Origin of the sequence: Neotamlana sedimentorum (genome assembly GCF_000943565.1) — a bacterium.
Classification (GTDB): Bacteria; Bacteroidota; Bacteroidia; order Flavobacteriales; family Flavobacteriaceae; genus Neotamlana; species Neotamlana sedimentorum.
Window position 1 is genome coordinate 90,126 of sequence record NZ_JTDW01000001.1, and the last position, 22,142, is coordinate 112,267.

Consider the following 22,142-nt stretch of genomic DNA (forward strand, 5'->3'; position numbering starts at 1 on the left):
AGTTTCGTTTGTTGAAATTGTTAAAAGGAAAATGATAAATTCATCCTTTCTTTTTCGGGTTTGTAGTTAGTACCCGCTGGAAGATAAATACCCTATTGTATTCGTAAGTTTTTTGTTAAAAAAGTAAAAAAGCGATTAATATTGAAGGTAAATAATCTGAAAGTTTTGTTTTTAAAATGTTTAAAGCTTTTGTTATATGTGCTTCAACAGTTTTTATACTAATATTAAGTTCTAGGGCTATTTCTTTATTTTTTTTGTTCTCAAACCTTTTTTTTATGAAGATTTCTTGAGTTTTATCTGGAAGTTCGTAAACAGATTGAGTAATTAAATTTTCAAGCTCTGTTAGCGACATAGTGTCGAATTTCATAGCGTTTAAAACTTCAATATTTAGTTGTTTTTCCTTGTCGTTTAACGTTTGATTTTTATATTTTTCTTTTACTTTTTGATGGCGTATGGCGTTTAAGCATTTAGATTTTGAATAAGTATATAAAAAAGATTTAATACCATTTAAGCTATCTATTTTTTCTTTATTAAGCCACAGATTAACAAAAGCTTCTTGTGTAATATTCTTAGCTTCGTTTTCATTATATACAAATTGTATGCAAAAGCCAACGATGTGGTTGTAGTACTTGTTAAAAAAGTGTTCGAACGTACGTTCGTTACCAGATTTAAATTGTTTTAAAAGTAATATGTCATCATCTGTTCTATGCATTGTCTACCGGTAGGACAAAAGTAGTGAATTTTTGTTATTTAGAATGATTTTTAATAATGAAATTATTTTCTACTTCGAATACTCTCAATAATTACTGTTAATAAAATTAAACTACCTCCTATATAGGTGTTTATATTGGGTTTTTCGTTTAAAAATATAAAGGCGAGTATTATTCCGAATATAGGTTGTAGGCTGCTAATTATACTAGCGGTACTTACCGAAAAATGTTTAAAACTGCTAACAAGCATGGTGTGGCCAATAGCTGTTGTAATTAATGCAAGCATTATTAAATACGGATATTGCGTACTTATATTTTGGGTGTCGAATAAAAATACTACTGGAAATAATACAATGCTAATTACTACCAATTGGTTAAACATAATGCTTTTTCCTGAGTATTTTGATATCAGTTTTTTTGAAATTATGTTTCGTAAAGCATAAATCAATGCCGACAGCAAACCAAACAGAATGGCTTCAAAGTAAGTGTTTTCTATACTAAATTCTGGTGATAGAATATATAAACCTAAAAGCACAATTAAACTTAAAAGTATATATACAGGATCGAATTTAACTTTTATAAAAATAGGTTCTATTAGTGCGGTTATCATTGGGTAAGTAAATAACGATAACATGCCAATAGCAACGTTTGATAATTTTAAGGCATAAAAATAAGTTATTAAATGTCCTGCAAAAAATAATGCGCTAATAACAAGAGTTACATAATCTTTTTTCGAGCCTAACTTTAAATTTACTTTTTTAATAGAGTAAAAAATAAAAAGGCAGAGGCTTGCAAGAATACAGCGAGACCATATTATTACAGGTGGATCTAGGTTTATAAATTTTCCTAACGGACCAGAGGTGCTTAAAAGCAGAGTTGATAATAATAGAAAAAGTAAATTTTGATAGTTTGTATTTTTCATTGAAGTTCTGCTTTGCGTTAGCGATAGAAACGGATAGCTTTTGGCGAGCGGCCGCTTTGAGCCAAAACTAGTAGTGTATAGCGCGACCCCGCCTGATCCCGAAAGCTATCGGGAGGGGTAACGCCCAAATTTTATTTATTTAATGCTGTAAAATATTTATAGAAATACGGTATGGTTTCTATGCCTTTTAGGTAATTCCAAACTCCAAAATGCTCGTTAGGCGAGTGTATGGCGTCGCTGTCTAACCCAAAGCCCATTAAAATGGTTTTGCTTTTTAGTTCTTGCTCGAAAAGCGATACAATAGGTATACTACCACCGCTACGCTGAGGTATTGGGATTTTTCCGAAGGTTTGTTGGTAGGCTTTACTTGCGGCTTGGTAACCTATGCTATTTATTGGTGTTACATAACCTTGTCCGCCATGGTGTGGTGTTACTTTTACTTTTACTGCATTTGGAGCGATGCTTTCGAAGTGTTTTTGAAATAATTCTGTGATTTCTTCCCAGTTTTGATTAGGAACCAAGCGCATGGATATTTTTGCATAAGCTTTACTTGCAATTACGGTTTTGGCACCTTCACCTGTGTAGCCACCCCAAATACCATTAACATCTAGGGTTGGACGAATGGAGTTGCGCTCGTTGGTGCTGTAACCGGTTTCGCCGTAAACAGCCTCAATGTTTAAAGCCTTTTTATAGTTTTCTAAAGAAAAAGGCGCTTTTGCCATTTCTGCGCGTTCGGCATCGCTTAGGTTTTCAACTTTATCGTAAAAGCCAGGAATGGTTATATGGTTGTTTTCGTCGTGTAACGAAGCAATCATTTTAGTTAATATATTTATTGGGTTGGCAACTGCGCCGCCGTAAAGCCCTGAATGTAAATCTCTGTTTGGTCCTGTAACTTCAACTTCAACGTAACTAAGTCCGCGTAATCCCGTTGTTATTGATGGTACATCGTTAGCAATCATGCCTGTATCGGAAATTAAAATAACATCGTTTTTTAACTTCTCCTGGTTGTTTTTTACAAAAGTTGCTAGGTTTGCACTGCCTACTTCTTCTTCACCCTCAATCATAAACTTTACGTTGCACGGTAGCTCGTTATTTACGGTCATAAACTCTAAAGCTTTTACATGCATGTACATTTGGCCTTTATCGTCGCAGGCCCCGCGTGCAAAAATTGCACCTTCGGGGTGTAGTTCGGTTTTTTTAATAACGGGTTCAAAAGGCGGAGAATCCCATAAATTTATTGGATCTGGTGGTTGTACGTCGTAATGTCCGTAAACCAAAACAGTTGGTAGGTTTGGATCTATTGTTTTTTCGCCATAAATAATAGGAAATCCATCGGTTTCGCAAATTTCTACAGTGTCGCAACCGGCTTTTTCGAGACTAGTTTTTACAACATTGGCCGTTTTTAAAACGTCATTTTTATAGGCAGAGTCTGCGCTAATAGACGGTATTTTTAAAAGTTCGATTATTTCGTTTAAAAAGCGCTCTTTATGTTCAGTAATGTAGCTTTGTATGTTTTGCATAATTAAATTAAGAAGATTGTTTTCAAAAGTATTAAAAAAAGTATGTTTTTAATGATTATAGGTTTGCAATTTAAAAATCTTGATTATATTTGCATCCCGATTATTGATAGTAATCGGAAATACATAATGCGGGCGTGGTGGAATTGGTAGACACGCTAGACTTAGGATCTAGTGCCGCGAGGTGTGAGAGTTCGAGTCTCTCCGCCCGCACGATTAAAAAAGTTAAAACCTCTGACAGTTAATTTGTTAGAGGTTTTTTGTTTTTAATCTAGGCAACTATTAGGCAACAAATTGATTATAATGTTAATTGGTAAAAAACTATCTTTATAAAAATTATCAGTCTAGTTTTATGGAAACATCAAAATATTTAAACAGTAAAGAAACCAAAAAAAGATTGAAAATCTCATCTTGTGAATTGATGCATATGCGTGTGGAAGGAAAAATCAAATACTTTAAAAAGGGAAATGCTTATTTTTATAAAAATGAATAAATAAATTATGTCTGTATATTTTCACGCAAACTTTAATCTTAATAGAAATATTTTATCAGGAATATTGAAAAGATTAATTCAAGAACCTAAATTAAATGATGCTCAAATAGCTGAACAATTTGAATACAAAGCACCTTTTACCAAACGTTATAAATCTTGGCTTAGAAAATGTGGAATTCTTGAAAATTCACGAGAAGTAAGTAAGATTAACTAAGGATGGAGAAGAAATTTATTCGAAAGATTCTGAACTGAATAAATTAGATACTTTAAATTTTATGTATAACTTCTTGGTACATAGTCAAGAAAATGCTGAAGTTTGGATTTTTTTTCATCATACATTTTTACCAAATAATAAGAAATTTACTAAACAGAATTATCAGAAGCGATTTCGATGAAATTAATGCCTCATAATCCAAGTCATTTAGCTAAAAATGCTCCAATGATTAAAGTAATAACAAAAGTTTTAATTGACAGTTATATTTCTAAATCAGCATTTGGACAACTTGATTAAATTAGAAAATGGAGTGTTTTATCGAAATGATGTCTAAAGCATAAAGTTATAAGCCATTTTTGAGTTTTTCTAATTCTAAATATCTTTTGTCATCTTTTTTACTTATGGGAGGCCATATTGCTAAACTCATTTCTAATTCAAAATATTTTTTCCCTCTCTGATTAAAAGAATACTTATTAGTATCTGTAATATCAAGACTTCTTATTTCCTTTAAATATTTTTCATAAAATATTTCTTTAGATTTTTCATATCCTAAATTAGACAAAACACCTTCTTTTTTTAGAATTTCAATTAAAATATTCAATAAGGCTTGATATCCAACTGTTGTGTGTAGGATATTTGTTGGGATATTATTTTTATCAAAATCCCAACATGAAATGCCTTTTTTGCTAAAAGTGTTTCTTACTTCATGAAAAAAGAAAAATAATATATCAGAGATAACAGAATCTTTATCATTTGAGTAATAGTTTCTAAAAGGTAATACTTTGGTTGAGCCAGGACTTCTATTTAATAAATCCTTTCTTTTCTTGTATCTATCATTTTCAGATTCACGTAAATTTTCAGAGATTAAACTAACAATTGATTTTACCATTGTAGCTTGTGAAAGAGGAGGTGTGTTGTTTTTGCTATATGAGCCTCCATAGAGCTTTATTCTTTTGTAAAAGGGGGAGCTTGAATGACCATTTAGGCTTAAAACAATTTCTAATGCTGTTTTTTGCGGGGTATCGTCAGTGTCAAGTCCAAAAAGACTATAAACTAAACTTTGAGAAACTCGTTTTTGCGTTCTATTTATAGTTGAAAAAATCATAGCTTGATACTCTAAGGTCTTGTCAATAAAGAAAGTTACTACTAACTCAATTTTGAGTAAATCATTTAATCTTTCTTGAAAATAAATTAATCTATCATTAAGGTTTTTATTTTCGCTTCCTCTTAAAGTTTTTATGAGTGTATCTATATCATTTTTAAGTCTACTTATTGCCACCTCAATACCTCTAACTCTGTGTTGTCCATCTATTATAGATATGTAAACATCGCCTCCATCCTTTTCAATTTCTTTAAAAACCTTTTTATCTAATACAACTTTAACCCTATCTTCATCAACTGAATATTCTTCAATTACTTCTTTAGGTATATGTAAAACTATGTTTGTAGGGAATGTTGCGTCAGGGTCATTTACTAAAAAGTCGGCTATTTTTTGAACTCTTGAATTTTCAATATTTCTTTGTATTTGTTGATTATAAATTGGCTCTTCTTGTTCATCATACCCAACAATTAACCGTTCTGTATATTTTGTAAACTTGAAAATATTTTCTATTGAATAAACTCCAATTAGAAAATCTTGCTTGTTTTGTCTAACAGGCATGGCATTAATAAATCCTAGATTTTCTATTACTTCCATTTCTTACCGTGTTTTTCTTTGCTTTCTCCTCTAATAAACTCGCTATATGTAGGTTCTTCTTGATAGTTATCCCACCATAACTTAAGACCTATTAAAGAACCAATCAATGATAAAATCAACGGGATTACAAAGTGCTTTTCAATTTTTAACCAAATTGTAGCAATTATCAATAATATGAATAATAGAATTAGTCCAATAATTGAAACTAATTTAGATTTTAATTCATATTTATTTTCTAATAAGTCAATATTTCTAAATATTGTATCAACACAACCTGCAAAATAAATTGAAATGTAAAAAGTGGTTAAATTAATCGGTATTTCGTCAGTTTGTATTGGTTCACCTAATAGCAACGAGAGCAATACGGGTAACCATATTCCAGCTGTACCTATAATAACAACAGCAATCCAAAAATATTTAGTCTTAAGTAATTTAAAATTGAATAAATCCATTTATTTGGTGTTAAAAATCTCGCCAAATTCAAACTCTTTGATATTAGTTATTGCTTGTCGAGGGTTTATAGTTTCCATAGAGCGATTAATTTTTGTTCTTTGCTTTTCTCCAGCTCCTAAAAACTTACTAATTGACTTCCAATTATTACCATCTTTTATTGACATCAAAAACGCTGATTGACACATGGAAGAAAAATCGAATGTTGGTTGGTTAAATTCTTCAATACCTTGTGAAACTAACATTACTGCTACTCCTTGAGAGCGTATTTCTCTAAGTAGCTTTTCAAGTATTTCTTGCGATTTCTTTTCTTTAAATACATTATGAGCTTCATCGATTAATAAGACATAACGTAAACCGCTATAATCCTCCTCGATGGGTGTCTTATCCATATTCATAAATGTATTATATAGATAATAAATTACAAGAAAAGTAGCCGTAAAACGGACTTCTTTACTTAAATCTCCTGAAAGACTTAAATAATAGTTAGAATTTATAAAATCCCCATACTTTTTATTGTCAAAAAGGTCTATTTCAGTTAAACCTATTAGAATTTGAGTTAACGATGTTGGCTTATCTCCAGCAATCTCGTAAACGTTTTCTAAAACCTCTTTTAATGTAGGATAAGATCCGTCATTTCTGTTTTCAAATGCCGACATAGTAGCATCTTTTAAATGCTGTTTTTGTACATTCCCTAAATTAGCATACTTCGTAATTATATCTACAAATCTTCCAATCCCAACAATTTTGTTCTTTTCATTTATATTATCAATAAACGATAAAGGATTTACTGGAAATGACTCCTGTGGTGTATCTATTAAAGTTGCATTAGTAGTTTTGAAAAAACTTTTGAAATCTGAATTAGATTTATCACTTTCATTTAAGCCTTTAAAATCCAGATATAAAAAATTAACTTTTCCTTTAGTTTCCTGTACGATACGTTCTAATATTTTTCTTGAAAAATATGATTTACCAGTTCCAGAATTTCCTGCTACTGCAATATGACAATTACCGTAAATAGAGGTGTTGTTAGGCGTAAAGAAAATATCTTTTTTCTTATCAGTTTCTCCAACTAAAATTTTAATAGGTTTTAAATAGCTTTCTTTTTCATTCAATGAAGAGTTATTATTTTTAATAAACTCAAACGAATTTTCTCCCTCATTCATTGCATCAATCCCAATTTCTATATTGTCCAATAAAAATTCAATGCCTGAGAAATTTTGGTTATCCTCAAAAAACTTACTTATTAATTCCAATCCTTGGTCAATATGCATTTTTAGATACTTTCTAATGTTCGTATCGTCTTTATGTATTTGATAGCGTTGACAAATTAACGCAATGTAATAATCTCTATAATTACCAAATAAAGTATGGTCTTTATACTCTTTTCCTCCAAATGCTTGTAAATCCTTTTCTAAATCAAGACTATATCCTTTACTTAAAGAATAAGCTAAGGCTATACGAGAAATATGATTTTCTGAACCTAAACCAATTCTTTGAGTTAAAGATTTTACTAAAGGTTCGTTTTCTGGTGATGTACTTATATTAAACTGCATCTTGATAATCTTTTTCAAATACGTCAAACAATTCTTCTTTATTTTCTACTTCCTCAAAAGTAGATTGTTCATTGTCAGTATTTTTTATTAGGAAAGTTTTACTAATACTAGGTAATAAAACATTGAATTCATCTCTTGTCATTTCTTTTTTCAGTAATGGAAAAATTATAACTTGATTAGAAACTTTTGGATAAAAATGCTTAACAATGCTATTAGAATGGTCGATATCAAATTTCTGCATCGGAGAATCAATGAATACAGGAAAATCAATATTTGATTCATCTACAAGACCTTTTAATAAGGCAGTAGCATACATTTGTTGTTCTCCTTTAGAAAGTGAATCTTTGTTTATTTCTTTACCTCTTGCATCTATTAAATTAATTTCAATATCATCTCCGAGAATTTCAACTTGAACATCACTTACAAAACTTCTTTTGTGTAATAAAATATCTAAGCCCTCTTTAATTCTTCTTGATAGACTATGCTTCTTCTCAATTTTAAAATCAGCAATAAATTTTTTAAGGTATTTAATAGACTTTTCAACCTCATCACTGATATCTTGTTTTCCTTTTGATACTTTAAGTTTATCCGAAATTCTTTTAATCTCCTTTTTGGATTGAATTTTAGTATCGTTATTAGTAGCAATTTCCTGTTCTAATACACCAACGTTTCTTAAAATGTCATCGTATTGCTTTTCTAAACTTGATTTTCTTTCCCTATCGGCTTTTACAAGTGGGTTTTCTGACTTTTCTTCCGCCAGCTTAATTTTTTTATTAATATCATTTAATTCATTCTTAGACCTTAGGTATTCGGAATTTATACGGTTAAAAGTTTCTTTAAAAGATAGTCGGATGTTATTAATAAATTGATTTAATTTCGCTTTTTCAGTTTCAGACAAATTATGTATTACTTCACTCTGAACATTAGAATTAATTTCTTTAGTAGAGTCTCCACCAAGATGTTTATAGATTAAATCTTTTAAATTATCAATGTAATATTCTTGAACTTTATAATTAATCACAAGGTTATCTGGATGAGGAATTTTAATCAAGTCATTAATAATATTATCAGCGACCTGCTCAACTCTGTCATCATTAAATTTTTGACTAATAATATCACGTTCCAAAATTACCTGTTCTAAAACTTCTGTGAGTAAGTTTCCTGTAATAGCAAAAGGTATTATTTCGTAGTGGTTTTTCAGTTCTGTATTTAAAATAGCTACTTGTTTTTCTAAATCTTCCTTTCTGTCTTTTAACTCGTTAAGTTGTTCAACAGTAATTACGCTACCTTGCTTTATTAGTTTTTCTTGCAACTTGTTAATTTCATACTTCATACCAGATGCTTCCTCTTCCAAGTTGTTGATTTCATCTTGAACTTCTTTAATTCTATCATCGGCTATTTCTGAATCTGTTTTAAGTCGTTTTAATTCAGCTTTTTCTTTTGCATTTGCAGTCTCAGACTTTAACTTATCTAGGTATTGTTCTAAATCTTCTTTAAGACTTTGATACTGTTTTATCCCCAAAACTTCTGAATAAGCACGGCTTAATTTTTGTCTTTGTTCAGCAGTATGAATTTCAGCAAGTGAAACAATTTTTTCTGCATCAAAAAAGAAAAATTTTGCTATTTCTTTGGGCATAATAAAATCTCGAATAAAATGCTCTGCCCCAACATCTTTGACTAACTCACTTTCGTAACCATCGATTAATATATCTAAATCTTCTTCTTTATTGCCTTCAGTATAATAAGTTCTAGTAATTTTTAATTCATTACAAGTAACGTCTGGAATAGTAGTTATGTTGGAAAATGTAACGGAAACAGAAAATTTTGTTTTACCTTCAAATTCAGCCTGTCTATTTAAACTGCTTTTAATATACTGCCTGTAATTTCCATTGTTCTCAATCTCTTTTTTGTATATATCATCGACATCACTCATTTGTCGTCCATACAAGGACCAGACTAAAGACATTAAAAAAGTTGTCTTTCCAAAACCATTTTTACCACTAACAATAATTATATTTTCATTATCTGTTACAGATAAATCTATAAGATTTCTGTCCTTGTAAATTCTGAAATTATTTAACTCAATAGATTTTATTATCATTATGCTGAAATAAATTGTTTGTATCTATTCTCAATATCTTCAATAAGACCCCTTCTTTTCATCATAATAGTTTTTGCTTTTTCAAGCTTTAATAAATCTTGAATTAGGTTAAACTGTTTTTTGTCATTTTCACAAGCAGACAATAAAATTTCTTCTTCTTTTTTGATAAGTTCGTTATGTTCTTTCATATCAAGATTTTTATTAAACACTTTATTGTAAATATCAGAGACTTTATAGTCAAAATACAAATCTCTATACCAGGTCACTTGTATAGCAATAAGTTCTTGATTATTTATTAGCTCTATTTCGATACCCATATCATTAATTTTCTTTTGGGCATCAAATACTTTTTCCAAAATTTCGGCTCGGTGTTTAAGTTTAACTACACCCATATCATTTAAAGCTGGCAGTCCATTTCTTCTCAATGGCTCTCTATTTGATAATATGTTTCTTTGGTCTTGAATCCAATCTCTAACATCTCTTAAAGGTATTAACCATTCTTCTCCATTTTCAATTTGCGCTGAAATAGATTTATCTTTTTTAACAACTGTACAAGTCCAACAGCCGAATCTACTTTGTCCACAAGACTTATGTTCTTTATTAGAAACCATAGTTGGACACTCATAGTCATCTGCACTTGCATCAGAATAGATGTTGAATAGTTGGTCTTTTTCAGCTCCCCAAGGAGATTCAAAAGTGTTATTTATATACCAAACCTCTTCTAAATGTAATTCTTTTATTGGAGAATAAATAAAAACATTTTTCTGTAAAGGATGCTTAGTTAATCGTTTACCTTTTATCTCGTGCTTTTTGATTGATTTTGCTCTTGTTGCGCTTTCACTTTTTCTAGTACCAACAAGCACAATGGCTTCTTTGTGGTCATTATCTTCACTGTTAACTATTTCATCTATAAATCTAGATGTAGGCTTAATCTTCAATCTTTCAGTACACCACCTAAAGGCGTTATTAGGTGCTGGATAACCTTTACCTATCAAATTTACCCAAAATGAATCTTCAAGTCTTGGTATTGTCTTCTTAACTTTTATAGGTAGATTATGTTTTATAGCAGCATTCTCAATTTTCATTAAAACCCCATTAACATAATTAGTTATTATAGGATTTTCTACTAGTGTATCGTTACAAACTACCCAAACTTCTCTTTTTAGAAATTTCTCGCTAATTTCGTTCTTAATTTTAAGTAAACTCAACCAAACTAAAGTTAGCATTACAGTTGAATCTTTACCTCCACTAAAGCCAATAATCCATGGTCTGTTGTTGTCCTCAATCGTATATTGGTCTATGATCTCTTCAATTATATAGTTGCTTTTCTTCATGGGAATATTAAAGTGGGAAAATACGAATTTTCATAAATTTTTAATATAAAAAAGGCTTTTTTTACCTAATGCTGTTAGAGAATATATTTTTTAAATTAAAAAAAAACAATCAATAACGGTTGCTTTGAAATTCAATATTGAATGTTTATGCTATGAATTAATTATTAACCTCAACGGATGTTAACGAGCGTTTAACGGTGGTTACTTTCGCTACAGGAAGTCTCTTGCTCGCACACATATGTGTAGAATTGTAGAAAACCATTGTGTGATATTTTATGGAAATAGAAAAAATGTGCAATTTTAAACATATATACAGGTTGAATATGCACTTACTTTTGTAGTTCAATTAGTTTATTAGCAATTAAATTTCTAATCTCTGCTTTAAGGTGTGTTCTACTTGTGTTTAAATCTTTGTAGTAAGCATTAAAATGGTTTTTAAAGACATTTCTACTTCTATTTAGTAATTTGTGCCAGTGAATAGGGTTAAGCCTCTCAAGATGTTTATTTAGCCTTCGTTTATTTATTTTTGGTGTTGTAAAACTGTCGATTATTAAAATATCGTCAAACTCTTTTAAAATTACATTTTTCAAATTGTTGTATCGTTGAGGTTGCAATAAATCTTCTATTGTGTAAATGTCCAGCCTATTTATATACTTTTTACGATTACTTTTTATTTCAAATCTCAATGTATTTTTGTTACAGTTTTTGGGGAATTGTATTCCTTTAGCGTACATCTTTACCATTTTATAAACATTAGCTGCTCCTCTTTTGTTGGAGGAATGGCTAAACTTGCAATAAATATATTTTCTATCTGTTCTGAATTCATTTAAACCATGATAAATAGTATATGCCAGCAAATCTTTAACGCATATAAGTTCATCAGGTATAATAATATTTAATCCAAATTCAATATTTATTACTTCTAGATACTTGGTTTCTAACTTAAAAAGCGTACTGAATTGTTTTAATATTTCGATACAGTCTTTAACTGAAAAGTCATTAGCATTATGGATGTTTGAGTTAAAGAAATAATGAGGTTTAAAACGAATGTACAACACATGTTCGGTTAGCTCAAATAGTATTCCATTAAATTGCTTTGTGTTTCTGGTTTTAATTGTTTCGTTGTCAAAGAGTAGAAATTCATTTTTTGAATAGAAGTATAACAATGGGTTGTTCCATAATCTCACTATTGTTTTACTATCAGTGACTTTTATTTTGATGTAGTCAATCATAGCCTATTTTTTAAGTGTTACAAAAGAATTTTCTATTTCTTGACGTTTGTAGTAAACGCGAGAGCCCATTTGATGTGCTGTTAGAATGCCTTTTTTTGTGTAATTATGTACGGTTGATAAATCAACTGAGAGTAATTTGCTTACCTCATTTCGGGTTAGGTATTCTGTAGGTGTTTTTGGTTCGAAGTGTTTTTTGATTTCTTCTAATTCCGCTTTAACACCGTCAATAATTATTTGTTGTAATTGTTCGGGAGTAATTTGAATAAATTGTATCTGTTGCATAATTTTAATGTTTGCAACAAATGGAGCTTAGGTTTTTTTTAGGGAGTCCCTAAAAGATAACAGTCTCTTAATTCGTATTAATTTTAAAACCCAATTTAATAAGGTTTTCTCTTGCGATATCAAGCTTTTTGTGGTTGTTTAAAGGATTATTTTTTTGGTTTGCATTATTATTAATTATTGGGTTTAAATAGCTTTGCAATGTTTGTTGACTTTCACCAGTAATTAGGCTTAGTGCTTTAGCAAGTGAGTTTGTCGATAAGTTGAATGGCTCTTTTTTTGCCAGAAAATCAATTATTCCTAATTCATTTAAATAAATTACTTTGTCAGTTATTTTCTGAGAACTTTCAGAATTGTCCTGGTTTAAATAGGGAGATTGTTCATCGCTAGTGATTGTTTTAAAAAACGTTTTAAGACTTAATGCTTTTTCGGCATCACCAATTGGGTCATTAACAAAGTGGTAAAAAGGTTCCATTATGTCCATAGAGAAGTCAAAGGGTATGTTTTGCTTTTTTGAAATTAAATTTTCACATCTTGGGATTAAAACTCTAAAAAGCTCTTCAATATATGTCCAAGTATCCATACTTTCGCAATACTCATTAGGTACAACACTTTTTTTGCCTTTTTGATTACGTTCAATCTTTGAGTTAATAATTGTTAGAATATAAAAGACTAAATAAAATTTAAAGGTGTTTAATAAGATTTCATCATCTTTAATTTCTTTAAGTTTATTTTTTAATTCGGCATCAACTTCATAAGGTATGTCTTCGTAGTTGTAATAGAACAATGCTACAAGTTTGTAGACTTCTAAATAAAATGATTGTAAATTATTGATTTGTACATTAAACTTTCTAGTAAGCATTTCATGGTAAAATTTGTAAATGCCTTTATTGAATTCATATTGGACTAAGTCGTTAAGAGTTAGTTTTTTGAGTGGAATATTTTTAGTCATTTTAAATCGACTTGTGAATTAGAGTTAAATTAGATTGGTTCTCCTTTTGGGGAGATTGTAGCGTGAAATAATCGGCAATTTGTTGAGCAAAATCGAATGAGTTTTTTCCTATATATCCGTAAAATGTTTTTTCGCTGCTATGTGCTGTTATTTGCATTATTAAAGGTGTAGGAAGCTTCCCGTATAGGTTGGTAGCAAATGAGCGCCTGCAAATATGAGATGAAACTAACTCCCACTTTTCATAAATACCTTCTTCATGTCTTTTCGTTGTTGGGTTTAATTTTTTTCCGCGAGTGGATGTTTTTATATTAGAAAGTTTACAAACTTCTTTGATGTAATCGTTAAATCTTTGTAATGAAATTTTATGAGGCAAACCATTCTCGATAATTTTTTGTGTATTCGGTAATACTGGTATAGTAACACTTTTGCCTGTTTTTTGTTGAACTAGTTCGATGACTTTTAAATTATTTCTGGTAACAAAGTTACTTTCGTTTATTTTAAGTAAATCACTTCCTCTTTGTCCAATATTACAACCCAGTAATAGCCATTTTTTTGCATTTTGCAAATAAGGCAAAGAAATCTTAGTATTTGTTATTTGTTCAATTTCATTTTCGGTCAGATATATGACGAATTCATTTTTGGTTCTAAACCCTGAAACTTTTGAAAGTTGTTTGTTTGTTCTTATGTCATTCGTTTCTGCGTCTAGGCAGATAGATTTTAAATTGCCGAGCATTCTTCCTGTGTAGCCAATTGAATAGTTTTTAGTTTCTGTCATCCATTTCAAAAACTTATCTTTAAAACCTAAGTTTATGTCACTAATTAACAATGGGGTTCCCCCTTGAAATTCAGAGATAATACCAGCTAACCTTTTGTAATCATTAATTCTGCTTTTTCCCAATCCAATTCCTCCTTTGGAATTCTTTCTTAAATGAGCTGTACTTAAGTAATGATGAATATATTCAGTAATAATGTTGAGGTCTGTTTTTTGTTTTCCTTGGTTAAAGTGTTTGTCTATTTTATCACTTAGCCAATCTCCGTTAATTGTAAAGCCTTTGGAGTAGTCAATGTTATACTCAGAATGAATGTAGGTTTTTAATTTTTGTAAGTCAGTTATTAAATTTTTATTGTAGGCGGAATTTTGCTTAGGAAGATGAGTGCTTTTGCTCCAATCATTTGGATTTATAACAAACCCAGTTTTTCTTTTAGGGGTATTACCTCTAGATATAGAAAAACGAATGTAAATAGGTGTTTCTTTTGATTTTCCTTGGATAAAGTATTTTATGGTTGCCATATGTAAGTGTTTGATGGTAAATATAATTATTTAGGCAACATTTAGGCAACATATCTGCAATTAATTACAATAGTATTAAATCTATTTAAATATGTTTACTTTTTTAAATGTTCTTTAATACCTTGTTTTTGTTGGCTTTTTTGTTGTTTTATAAAGGGTGGTCTTTTTATTCTTATTGACAGGGTTTTGCGCTCTCCGCCCGCACGAAACGAGTAAGACTCTTCATTTAACATGGAGAGTCTTTTTTTATATAAAAGAACTTTGAAACTAGAAGTCTATCTCCAACTTTTGGTTTACGCCTAAGTTAATATGTTACAATGGTTATTTTAGGCTAGTATTAAATGCTAAATTTCTTGAAGTTGCTAAGTTTTTAGTTTACTCTCGATGTAATTAATAAAGACAAAAAACATAATAATAACTTAATTTTTTAATAACAAACTACCTGTATGGAACCAATAGTTTTGTTTTTTTAAAAACAACTATTTTTTTTACAGTGGATCAAGACGAAATACTTTTCAATTGTGTTAAAAACAATAATCAGCAAGCTTTAGAGCAGCTGTTTCAAAAGTATTATTTTAACTTGTGTTTGTTTTCTAAGCAATATGTAGAAAGTCCAGATTTGGCCGAAGAGGTTGTTGCCGATATGTTTTTAAAAATATGGCAAAACCGAAAAACGCTTCACATAAAAACATCTTTAAAAGCATATTTGTTTGTATCTACTAAAAACTTGTCTATTAACGTAGTAAATAAAGAAAAAGCCAATACTTTAAAACTACAAACTACTAAAGAAACCAATAATTTTTCTCATTTAAGTACAGATCAAGGCTTACATTATAATGAAGTAAAAAACCAGATAGATAAAATTATTGAAGAGTTACCGCAACAGCGTAAAATAATATTTAAACTGAATAGAATAGACGGTTTAAAATACAAAGAAATTGCCGATAAACTTGGTATCTCGGTAAGCACAGTGCAAAAACAAATGCTTGAAGCTATGAAGCATGTTGCCCAATATGAATCGCAATTTATTACTTGCGTACTTCCGTTCTGTTTTTGTTTTCTTGATGTTTAGATAACCATTTGTTAACAGATTACAATGGTAGATTAATGCGTTTATTTAGGTCTTAATAGTAAAAGACCATAACACATGAACGACGATACTTTTTATGAAATTGCGCTTAAAAATTTAGCAAATGCGGCTTCTGCTAAAGATAAGGCTTTACTTGAGCGTTATTTGCAAGATGCAAGTTATGTAGCAAAATATAAGGCGTTACAAGCGGTGCAGGTTTACAATACATCATCGGCGGCGTATAACGAATTTAATCTTAAACGCGGTCTCGAAAAATTACGCCAAAAAATTAAAGAAGACGAAAAGCGTAAATTCCTAATTAACAAAAAGGCTCTAGCTATTGCTGCTTCTTTTGCAATTTTATTAAGTGTTGGGCTGTGGTTTAACAAGCTGTACATTTCTAAAACGGCTGTTAATTATATAATTGCTTCCAGTTTAAAAGGGCAACGTACACAAATAACATTACCAGATAGTTCTACAGTGTTTTTAAATGCAGGTGCACAACTACGTTATCCAGAAAAATTTACCACCAATCAACGCGAAGTGTTTTTAACGGGCGAAGCGTTTTTTAAAGTAAAACGAAACGAAAGCAAACCCTTTATGGTTAACTCTGGTAATTTTAAAACTACCGTTTTAGGTACCTCGTTTAATGTAAACAATACAAACCCTACTAGTTTTAGTGTGGTTGTAAAAACAGGAAAAGTTAAGGTAGAAAATACCAAAACTAATAACCAGTTTATACTGGTGAAAAACACTCAAGTAGTGTTTAATAAAGCTTTAAATACATTGGAAAAATCTAGCATTAACGCAGATTACGCAACCAATTGGCATAAAAACATATTACATTTTAATGCCATTACGCTGCAAGAAGCATTTGGCAAAATAGAAACATGGTATAATGTTAATATACAATGCAATTCCAAAACACTATTAAATAAAAAAATACGCGCAGTTTATAACGATAAGCCTTTAGAAGAAGTACTAAAAAGTTTAGAGTTTATGGTAGGGCTGCAATACACTATAGAAAACAACACTGTAACAATTAAATAAATTATAAGAATAAACACGAACACAAAAAAAACTGGAGTTGCGTCACCAACTCCAGCTCATTAGATCTTTTAAAAAATCCTTTTTACTAAAAAAGTAATTACTAAATTATGAAATTAAATTTATATCAAAAAAGAAAATTATTTCCCACACAATTTTTGGTGCTATTTATGTTAATAATCACGTTTTTTTGTGTGTCTACACAACGTGTAATAGCCCAAAACAATCTAGAAACAACAACAACATTAAACGTAAAAAATGTTACGCTTAATGCGATTTTTAATCAATTAGAGCAAAAAACACCATATCAATTTAGTTATTCTAATGCTATTTTAAATAATAAAAATGTTTTTACGTATAGTTTTACCAATCAAAAACTAAAAACAATTTTAGATAAAATATGTAAAGATGTTCAAATAAACTATTTAGTAAATGGCACAAATATTACTTTAAGCGGCGTTACAAAAGTTAAAGTTAGCGGTAAAGTAAAAGACAGTCAAGGTATGCCTATTGGAGGGGTAAATGTAATTTTAAAAGGTACCAACACTGGTGCTTTAACAGATTTTGATGGCAATTACACACTACAAGTTCCAGAAAATGGCACTTTAGTTTTTTCGTTTATGGGCATGCTTACTGTAGAAGAAAATATTACTAAAAATAAAGCTGTTTATAATATTACCATGCAAGAAGATATTATAGCTATCGATGAGGTAGTTATAACTGCTTTAAATATTACGCGCGAAGAAAAATCTCTAGGCTATTCCGTTGCCAAAATAGAAAGCGATGAATTAACCAAAACCGTTTCAGGAAACTGGTTAAACAGTTTAAATGGTAAAGTGGCAGGCTTAACATTTACATCGGCAAACTCTGGACCTAGCAGTTCTATTAGAGTGAGTTTACGCGGCGATCAATCTTTAAACTATGGTAGTAACGAAGCGCTTTTTGTAATAGATGGTGTGCCAGTTAATTCTGGAACCACAGCAACCAGCAGCGTTAGTAATTATGCACAAGCCGATGCTCCTGTAGATTACGGCGATGGCATGAGCGATATTAATCCAGACGACATTGAGTCTGTTTCGATTTTAAAAGGTCCAGCTGCTGCAGCATTATACGGTTCACGTGCGGCAAATGGCGCTATTATGATAACCACTAAATCTGGCCGAAAAAATAAAGGTTTAGGCATTACGGTAAATTCTTCAATAACTTTTGAGCAAGCAGGGTTTTTTCCAGATTTTCAAACCCAATTTGGTAATGGGTCTGATATGGGAGCTAATGAATACTCACTTTGGGAACTTACCCCAGAAATGGCACCAGATGGAATAGAACAGGCTAGACATTATTCGCGTTATACCTTTGGTGAAGCGTTTGATGCCAACGAGCTTCGTTATTTGTATGCTTCTAAAAATTGGGACGATAACACGTTTACAAAATTACCATGGGTATATCAAGACGATTGGTACACAGGCTTGTTTCAAACGGGAATTACAACAAATAACACCGTTAGTATTAATGGTAATAATGGTAACGGAACATCTACACGTTTTTCGGTAACCGATTTTAAAAATGAATGGATTTTACCAAACACTGGTTTTAAGCGTAACACGGTTTCCTTAGCTATAAATACACCAGTTTCAGACCATATTAAATTAACTGCAAAAGTAAATTACAATAAAAAAACAAGCGATAACATGCCGGTAAGTGGTTATGATGAAACCAACCCAATGTACGCTTTGGTTTGGGGGTTTAACGTAAACAGTATTCAAGATTGGAAAGGCGAATATTTTAATGGTCGTTACAATTATGCCAATTGGAATGCAGGTGGCGAAAACGGTATGGGGCTTGTGTTTCCATCGGCAAATTCGTTTAACCCGTACCGCACACTTTACGAAGCATTAAACACACAAGATAAAAATCGTGTTTTTGGTAGCATTGGTTTAACCTTTAATATTTTAAAAGGCTTAACCTTAGATTTGCGCTCGGGATTAGATTGGTCTGATGAGTTTAGAACCCAACGAAAACCGCACTACACTGCTGGTTACCAAAACGGATTTTACAGAGAGCAAACCGTTAGAGTGTTAGAGAATAACAACGATTTTATGTTGCGTTACAATAACACATTTAGTAATGGGCGTTTAGGTTTTTCTGCTATGGCTGGTGGTAATAATCGTATTAACGAGTATTATAATAACAAGATTACATTAAGTGAGTTAGGAGAAGAAGGTATTTACCACGCCACAAATGTGCCAACAGGTGTAAATCCAGATCCTTACAACTACAGAAGCGAAAAAACAGTAAATAGTCTTTATGGTTTAGTGTCATTAAGTTGGGACGATGCTTATTTTTTAGATGTTACAGGACGTAACGATTGGTCTAGTACATTGGCAAGAGGTAACTGGTCGTATTTTTACCCATCGGTTTCAGCTAGTGCATTATTAGATAAAACATTCAACTTAAAAAAACACGCGCCTTGGGTCGATATGTTAAAAGCACGCGTGTCTTGGGCAAATGTAGGTAACGATACTTCGGCCTATTCTTTAGATCAAGTATACAGTACAACATCTTTTTCAGGAGGTTATGTGTTGCCTGGAACCATACCGAATCCATTAATTCAACCAGAAAATGTAGAAAGTTGGGAGGCAGGTATTGAAGCTAAATTATTTAAAAATAGAGTGTCTTTCGATGTTACTGCTTATCATTCTTCAACCACAAATCAAATCGTTTCGGTAGATGTAGATCAAATTACTGGTGCTACTGGAATGACCATAAATGCAGGTGAAATTTCTAATAAAGGTTTAGAGGTTTCAGCAAATTTTGTGCCCGTAAAAACCAAGGATTTTAAATGGGATTTTGATGTGACCTGGTCTAAAAATATTAATAAACTAGTGAGCTTACAAGATGGTTGGGATGCTTCGGTACCATTACAAACAGATATGGGAACAACCATAGGAAGCAGAACTTATGTTTACTCTTATGTAGGCGAAGAAATGCATGTTTTGTACGGACGTGGTTTTCAAAAAGCTCCAGAAGGTGCAACTTATGTAGATGAAAATGGCGAAACTCAAGATGCATCGGGCATGCATATTGTAAACTCCGAAGGGTATCCAGTGTTAGATAATTCTCCTGAAACCCGAATTGGAAATGTAAATCCAGATTGGCGTGCTGGTATGGTACAGCGTTTTAAATATAAAAACTTAATGCTATCAGCTACATTTGCAGGTCAGTTAGGTGGTAATGCCTTTTCTGTAACAAACTTTGCGTTGTCTTATCAAGGTAAACTTAATAATTCAATAGAAGGACGCTACGATGGTCTTGTACATAATGGTGTTAATGCTGTTGAAAATACCGATGGAACCATTTCTTATACCAAAAACACTACGGTAACAAACAGTATTCAAACCTATTACAATACCTACGTTTGGAACCGTAATAATACAGAAATGAACACTTTCGATACCTCATATTTAAAACTAAGAGAGTTGCGCTTAGATTATCAATTACCTGCAAAATTATTAAGTAAAATAGAGGTGTTTAATGGTATAAGTTTTGGGGCTTACGCTACTAATCTTTTTATGATTACAGATTTCCCACAGTACGATCCAGATACAGGTATGCTTAACGGTTCTAATATTTATAAAGGTATTGAGGCCATGACTTTCCCGATGACAAGAACTTACGGACTTAACGTTAAACTTTCATTCTAAAAAACAGTTATGAATTATTTAAAGAAAATATTAACTATAGGCTTAATTAGTTTGGTGTTAGCCTGTACATCAGATTTTGAAGAAATAAACACCAATCCAAACCGTACCAATGTGGGCGATATTCAAGCTAGCGGTATGTTCGAACCGTTATTATACAATGGTATTAATGCTTGGCAATACTACACTTGGTTTTGGAATAACGAGTTAATACAATTTACGGCCTTTACCGGTGGAACTACAAGACAAGAACACCGCTATTTTATTGGTGATCAAGACTGGCAAAATGTTTGGAATACCTATGCCCGCTATACCAACAATGCGCTGCATATGTACGATTTAAGTGTGGCCGAAAACGATGAGTCTTTACAGGCAATCGCCTTAACATTAAAGGTGTTGTATATGTCCAATTTATCCGACATGTATGGTGATGTACCTTACTCTGAAGCATTTCAAGTGCGCGAAGGAGGTACAGCCGAACCTAAGTTTGATTCTCAAAAAGAGGTTTACCTACAAATGTTTAACGATTTAGAAACCGCTAACAGTTTGTATGCCGAAAACCCTGTGTTTATTAAACCTGCTTTAGATGGCATGTATGGTGGCAATATGGAGCAATGGAAAAAATTTAACAATGCGTTATATCTGCGTTTATTATGTCGTGTAAGTGGCAGAGCAGAAATGAATACCGCAGCTCTAATAACCAAGATAATTAATAACCCAAGTGAATATCCAATATTCGAATCGAATGCAGACAACGCTACGGTTCAGTTTTCTGGAGCAGACCCATATCGTAGTGAGTTTGCTAACACTAACGAAAACGGATTTACAAGTTCTGGAAGAAAATTAACAGAACAGCTTATTAAAATGACGGTTATAACCGACGATTTTGGAAATCAAACTTATGAAGATCCACGATTAGCCATTTATGGTAAAAAAAATCCGAATTATTTAGTTAATGGGGAAAACCTATGGAAAGGTACTGTAGCAGGTTGTACAGAAGCTGAACAAAGCGAAGTTGATGCTGGAACATCTTGGTTAAATACTGCTGTATTTTGTAGAGCCGAAACGCCTGCAAGCTATATGGATTTTGCTGAAGTACAATTTATTTTGGCCGAAGCGGCTTTAAAAGGGAATATTCCTGGTGGTGAGGAACAAGCTAAAGAATATTATGAAAGCGCCGTTACAGCTTCTATTGAAAAATGGGCAGAATTAGGTGTGTTTAGTGAAGTGCCTGTAGAAATTTCAGAAGAACAAATAAACACGTTTTTAACTTCAGAGTTAGCCTCATGGGATGCAGCAACAAATAAAGAAGCGCTAATTGCAAACCAAAAATATTTAGCATTGTTTTGGATAGGTATGGAAGCTTACCATGAATACCGTCGTACTGGATATCCAGAGTTAACCATTGGTCGTGGGGCTGTATTTAACGATTACATTTTGCCTACCCGTTTTGCATATCCAAATACAACAATGGCAACTAATAATGCTAATGCGCAAGAGGCTTTAACCCGTATGAATGGTGAAAATGATATGAAAACACCTGTTTGGTGGAGTCTACAAGCCATTGAAAGCGGAAACTAA

General features: G+C 31.5%; 17 protein-coding genes and 1 tRNA gene. 6 read left to right on the top strand and 12 right to left on the bottom strand.

The window, feature by feature from the left end:
* Positions 1-115: 115 nt before the first annotated feature.
* The 3 genes from PW52_RS00400 to PW52_RS00410 form a co-directional block, all read right to left on the bottom strand.
* Positions 116-712 (bottom strand): RNA polymerase sigma-70 factor, encoded by a 597-nt coding sequence (locus PW52_RS00400; RefSeq protein WP_044630951.1) that lies wholly within the window; start codon positions 710-712, stop codon positions 116-118.
* 62 nt (positions 713-774) lie between these two features.
* Positions 775-1,632: a DMT family transporter gene (locus tag PW52_RS00405; protein WP_044630952.1), complete on the bottom strand. Its 858-nt coding sequence runs from the start codon at positions 1,630-1,632 to the stop codon at positions 775-777.
* Between the two features lie 131 nt (positions 1,633-1,763).
* A complete protein-coding gene (locus tag PW52_RS00410) occupies positions 1,764-3,152 on the bottom strand; it encodes a dipeptidase (RefSeq protein WP_044630953.1) in 1,389 nt (462 codons plus the stop codon).
* A 128-nt stretch (positions 3,153-3,280) separates the two neighbouring features.
* Here PW52_RS00410 and PW52_RS00415 point away from each other — a divergent pair.
* Together PW52_RS00415 and PW52_RS00420 are read left to right on the top strand one after the other, a co-directional pair.
* A tRNA-Leu gene (locus PW52_RS00415) sits at positions 3,281-3,362 on the top strand.
* Positions 3,363-3,649: 287 nt separating this feature from the next.
* Entirely contained in the window at positions 3,650-3,856 is a 207-nt protein-coding gene (locus PW52_RS00420; RefSeq protein WP_044630954.1) for a hypothetical protein, read from the top strand.
* 343 nt (positions 3,857-4,199) lie between these two features.
* Here PW52_RS00420 and PW52_RS00425 read toward each other — a convergent pair whose 3' ends face one another.
* The 9 genes from PW52_RS00425 to PW52_RS00465 form a co-directional block, all read right to left on the bottom strand.
* The gene (locus tag PW52_RS00425) at positions 4,200-5,552 is read right to left on the bottom strand and encodes a DGQHR domain-containing protein (RefSeq protein ID WP_044630955.1); all 1,353 of its coding nucleotides are present in this window, start codon (positions 5,550-5,552) and stop codon (positions 4,200-4,202) included.
* Positions 5,543-6,004 (bottom strand): hypothetical protein, encoded by a 462-nt coding sequence (locus tag PW52_RS00430; protein ID WP_044630956.1) that lies wholly within the window; start codon positions 6,002-6,004, stop codon positions 5,543-5,545. The genes PW52_RS00425 and PW52_RS00430 overlap by 10 nt, the downstream gene beginning before the upstream one ends.
* Entirely contained in the window at positions 6,005-7,558 is a 1,554-nt protein-coding gene (locus tag PW52_RS00435) for a DndE family protein (protein WP_044630957.1), read from the bottom strand.
* Positions 7,548-9,659 (bottom strand): DNA sulfur modification protein DndD, encoded by a 2,112-nt coding sequence (dndD, locus tag PW52_RS00440; protein ID WP_044630958.1) that lies wholly within the window; start codon positions 9,657-9,659, stop codon positions 7,548-7,550. Before dndD ends, PW52_RS00435 begins: the two co-directional genes overlap by 11 nt.
* Positions 9,659-10,993, bottom strand: a complete 1,335-nt coding sequence (gene dndC, locus PW52_RS00445) for a DNA phosphorothioation system sulfurtransferase DndC (RefSeq protein WP_044630959.1) — start codon at positions 10,991-10,993, stop codon at positions 9,659-9,661. The genes dndD and dndC overlap by 1 nt, the downstream gene beginning before the upstream one ends.
* A gap of 329 nt (positions 10,994-11,322) precedes the next feature.
* A complete protein-coding gene (locus tag PW52_RS00450) occupies positions 11,323-12,225 on the bottom strand; it encodes a hypothetical protein (protein WP_044630960.1) in 903 nt (300 codons plus the stop codon).
* Positions 12,226-12,228: 3 nt separating this feature from the next.
* A complete protein-coding gene (locus PW52_RS00455) occupies positions 12,229-12,507 on the bottom strand; it encodes a helix-turn-helix domain-containing protein (RefSeq protein WP_044630961.1) in 279 nt (92 codons plus the stop codon).
* 67 nt (positions 12,508-12,574) lie between these two features.
* Complete coding sequence (locus PW52_RS00460; RefSeq protein WP_044630962.1) at positions 12,575-13,456, bottom strand: hypothetical protein; 882 nt, start codon at positions 13,454-13,456, stop codon at positions 12,575-12,577.
* A 1-nt stretch (position 13,457) separates the two neighbouring features.
* Complete coding sequence (locus PW52_RS00465) at positions 13,458-14,747, bottom strand: tyrosine-type recombinase/integrase (protein ID WP_044630963.1); 1,290 nt, start codon at positions 14,745-14,747, stop codon at positions 13,458-13,460.
* Between the two features lie 493 nt (positions 14,748-15,240).
* On the opposite strand from PW52_RS00465, the gene PW52_RS00470 reads away from it, so the two are divergent.
* The 4 genes from PW52_RS00470 to PW52_RS00485 all read left to right on the top strand — a co-directional run bounded on the left by PW52_RS00470 (position 15,241) and on the right by PW52_RS00485 (position 22,142).
* Entirely contained in the window at positions 15,241-15,819 is a 579-nt protein-coding gene (locus PW52_RS00470; RefSeq protein WP_044630964.1) for an RNA polymerase sigma-70 factor, read from the top strand.
* 75 nt (positions 15,820-15,894) lie between these two features.
* Positions 15,895-16,866 (top strand): FecR family protein, encoded by a 972-nt coding sequence (locus tag PW52_RS00475; RefSeq protein WP_044630965.1) that lies wholly within the window; start codon positions 15,895-15,897, stop codon positions 16,864-16,866.
* Positions 16,867-17,057: 191 nt separating this feature from the next.
* Positions 17,058-20,564 carry a SusC/RagA family TonB-linked outer membrane protein gene (locus PW52_RS00480; protein ID WP_165586736.1) on the top strand — a complete coding sequence of 1,169 codons (3,507 nt, stop codon included), beginning with the start codon at positions 17,058-17,060 and terminating at the stop codon, positions 20,562-20,564.
* Positions 20,565-20,573: 9 nt separating this feature from the next.
* The gene (locus PW52_RS00485; protein ID WP_044630967.1) at positions 20,574-22,142 is read left to right on the top strand and encodes a SusD/RagB family nutrient-binding outer membrane lipoprotein; all 1,569 of its coding nucleotides are present in this window, start codon (positions 20,574-20,576) and stop codon (positions 22,140-22,142) included.

Bases quoted from the DNA above. Each gene is read 5' to 3' on its own strand.
- PW52_RS00400 (WP_044630951.1), bottom strand. From the start codon at position 712: ATGCATAGAACAGATGATGACATATTACTTTTAAAACAATTTAAATCT.
- PW52_RS00405 (WP_044630952.1), bottom strand. From the start codon at position 1,632: ATGAAAAATACAAACTATCAAAATTTACTTTTTCTATTATTATCAACT.
- PW52_RS00410 (WP_044630953.1), bottom strand. From the start codon at position 3,152: ATGCAAAACATACAAAGCTACATTACTGAACATAAAGAGCGCTTTTTA.
- PW52_RS00420 (WP_044630954.1), top strand. From the start codon at position 3,650: ATGTCTGTATATTTTCACGCAAACTTTAATCTTAATAGAAATATTTTA.
- PW52_RS00425 (WP_044630955.1), bottom strand. From the start codon at position 5,552: ATGGAAGTAATAGAAAATCTAGGATTTATTAATGCCATGCCTGTTAGA.
- PW52_RS00430 (WP_044630956.1), bottom strand. From the start codon at position 6,004: ATGGATTTATTCAATTTTAAATTACTTAAGACTAAATATTTTTGGATT.
- PW52_RS00435 (WP_044630957.1), bottom strand. From the start codon at position 7,558: ATGCAGTTTAATATAAGTACATCACCAGAAAACGAACCTTTAGTAAAA.
- dndD (WP_044630958.1), bottom strand. From the start codon at position 9,659: ATGATAATAAAATCTATTGAGTTAAATAATTTCAGAATTTACAAGGAC.
- dndC (WP_044630959.1), bottom strand. From the start codon at position 10,993: ATGAAGAAAAGCAACTATATAATTGAAGAGATCATAGACCAATATACG.
- PW52_RS00450 (WP_044630960.1), bottom strand. From the start codon at position 12,225: ATGATTGACTACATCAAAATAAAAGTCACTGATAGTAAAACAATAGTG.
- PW52_RS00455 (WP_044630961.1), bottom strand. From the start codon at position 12,507: ATGCAACAGATACAATTTATTCAAATTACTCCCGAACAATTACAACAA.
- PW52_RS00460 (WP_044630962.1), bottom strand. From the start codon at position 13,456: ATGACTAAAAATATTCCACTCAAAAAACTAACTCTTAACGACTTAGTC.
- PW52_RS00465 (WP_044630963.1), bottom strand. From the start codon at position 14,747: ATGGCAACCATAAAATACTTTATCCAAGGAAAATCAAAAGAAACACCT.
- PW52_RS00475 (WP_044630965.1), top strand. From the start codon at position 15,895: ATGAACGACGATACTTTTTATGAAATTGCGCTTAAAAATTTAGCAAAT.
- PW52_RS00485 (WP_044630967.1), top strand. From the start codon at position 20,574: ATGAATTATTTAAAGAAAATATTAACTATAGGCTTAATTAGTTTGGTG.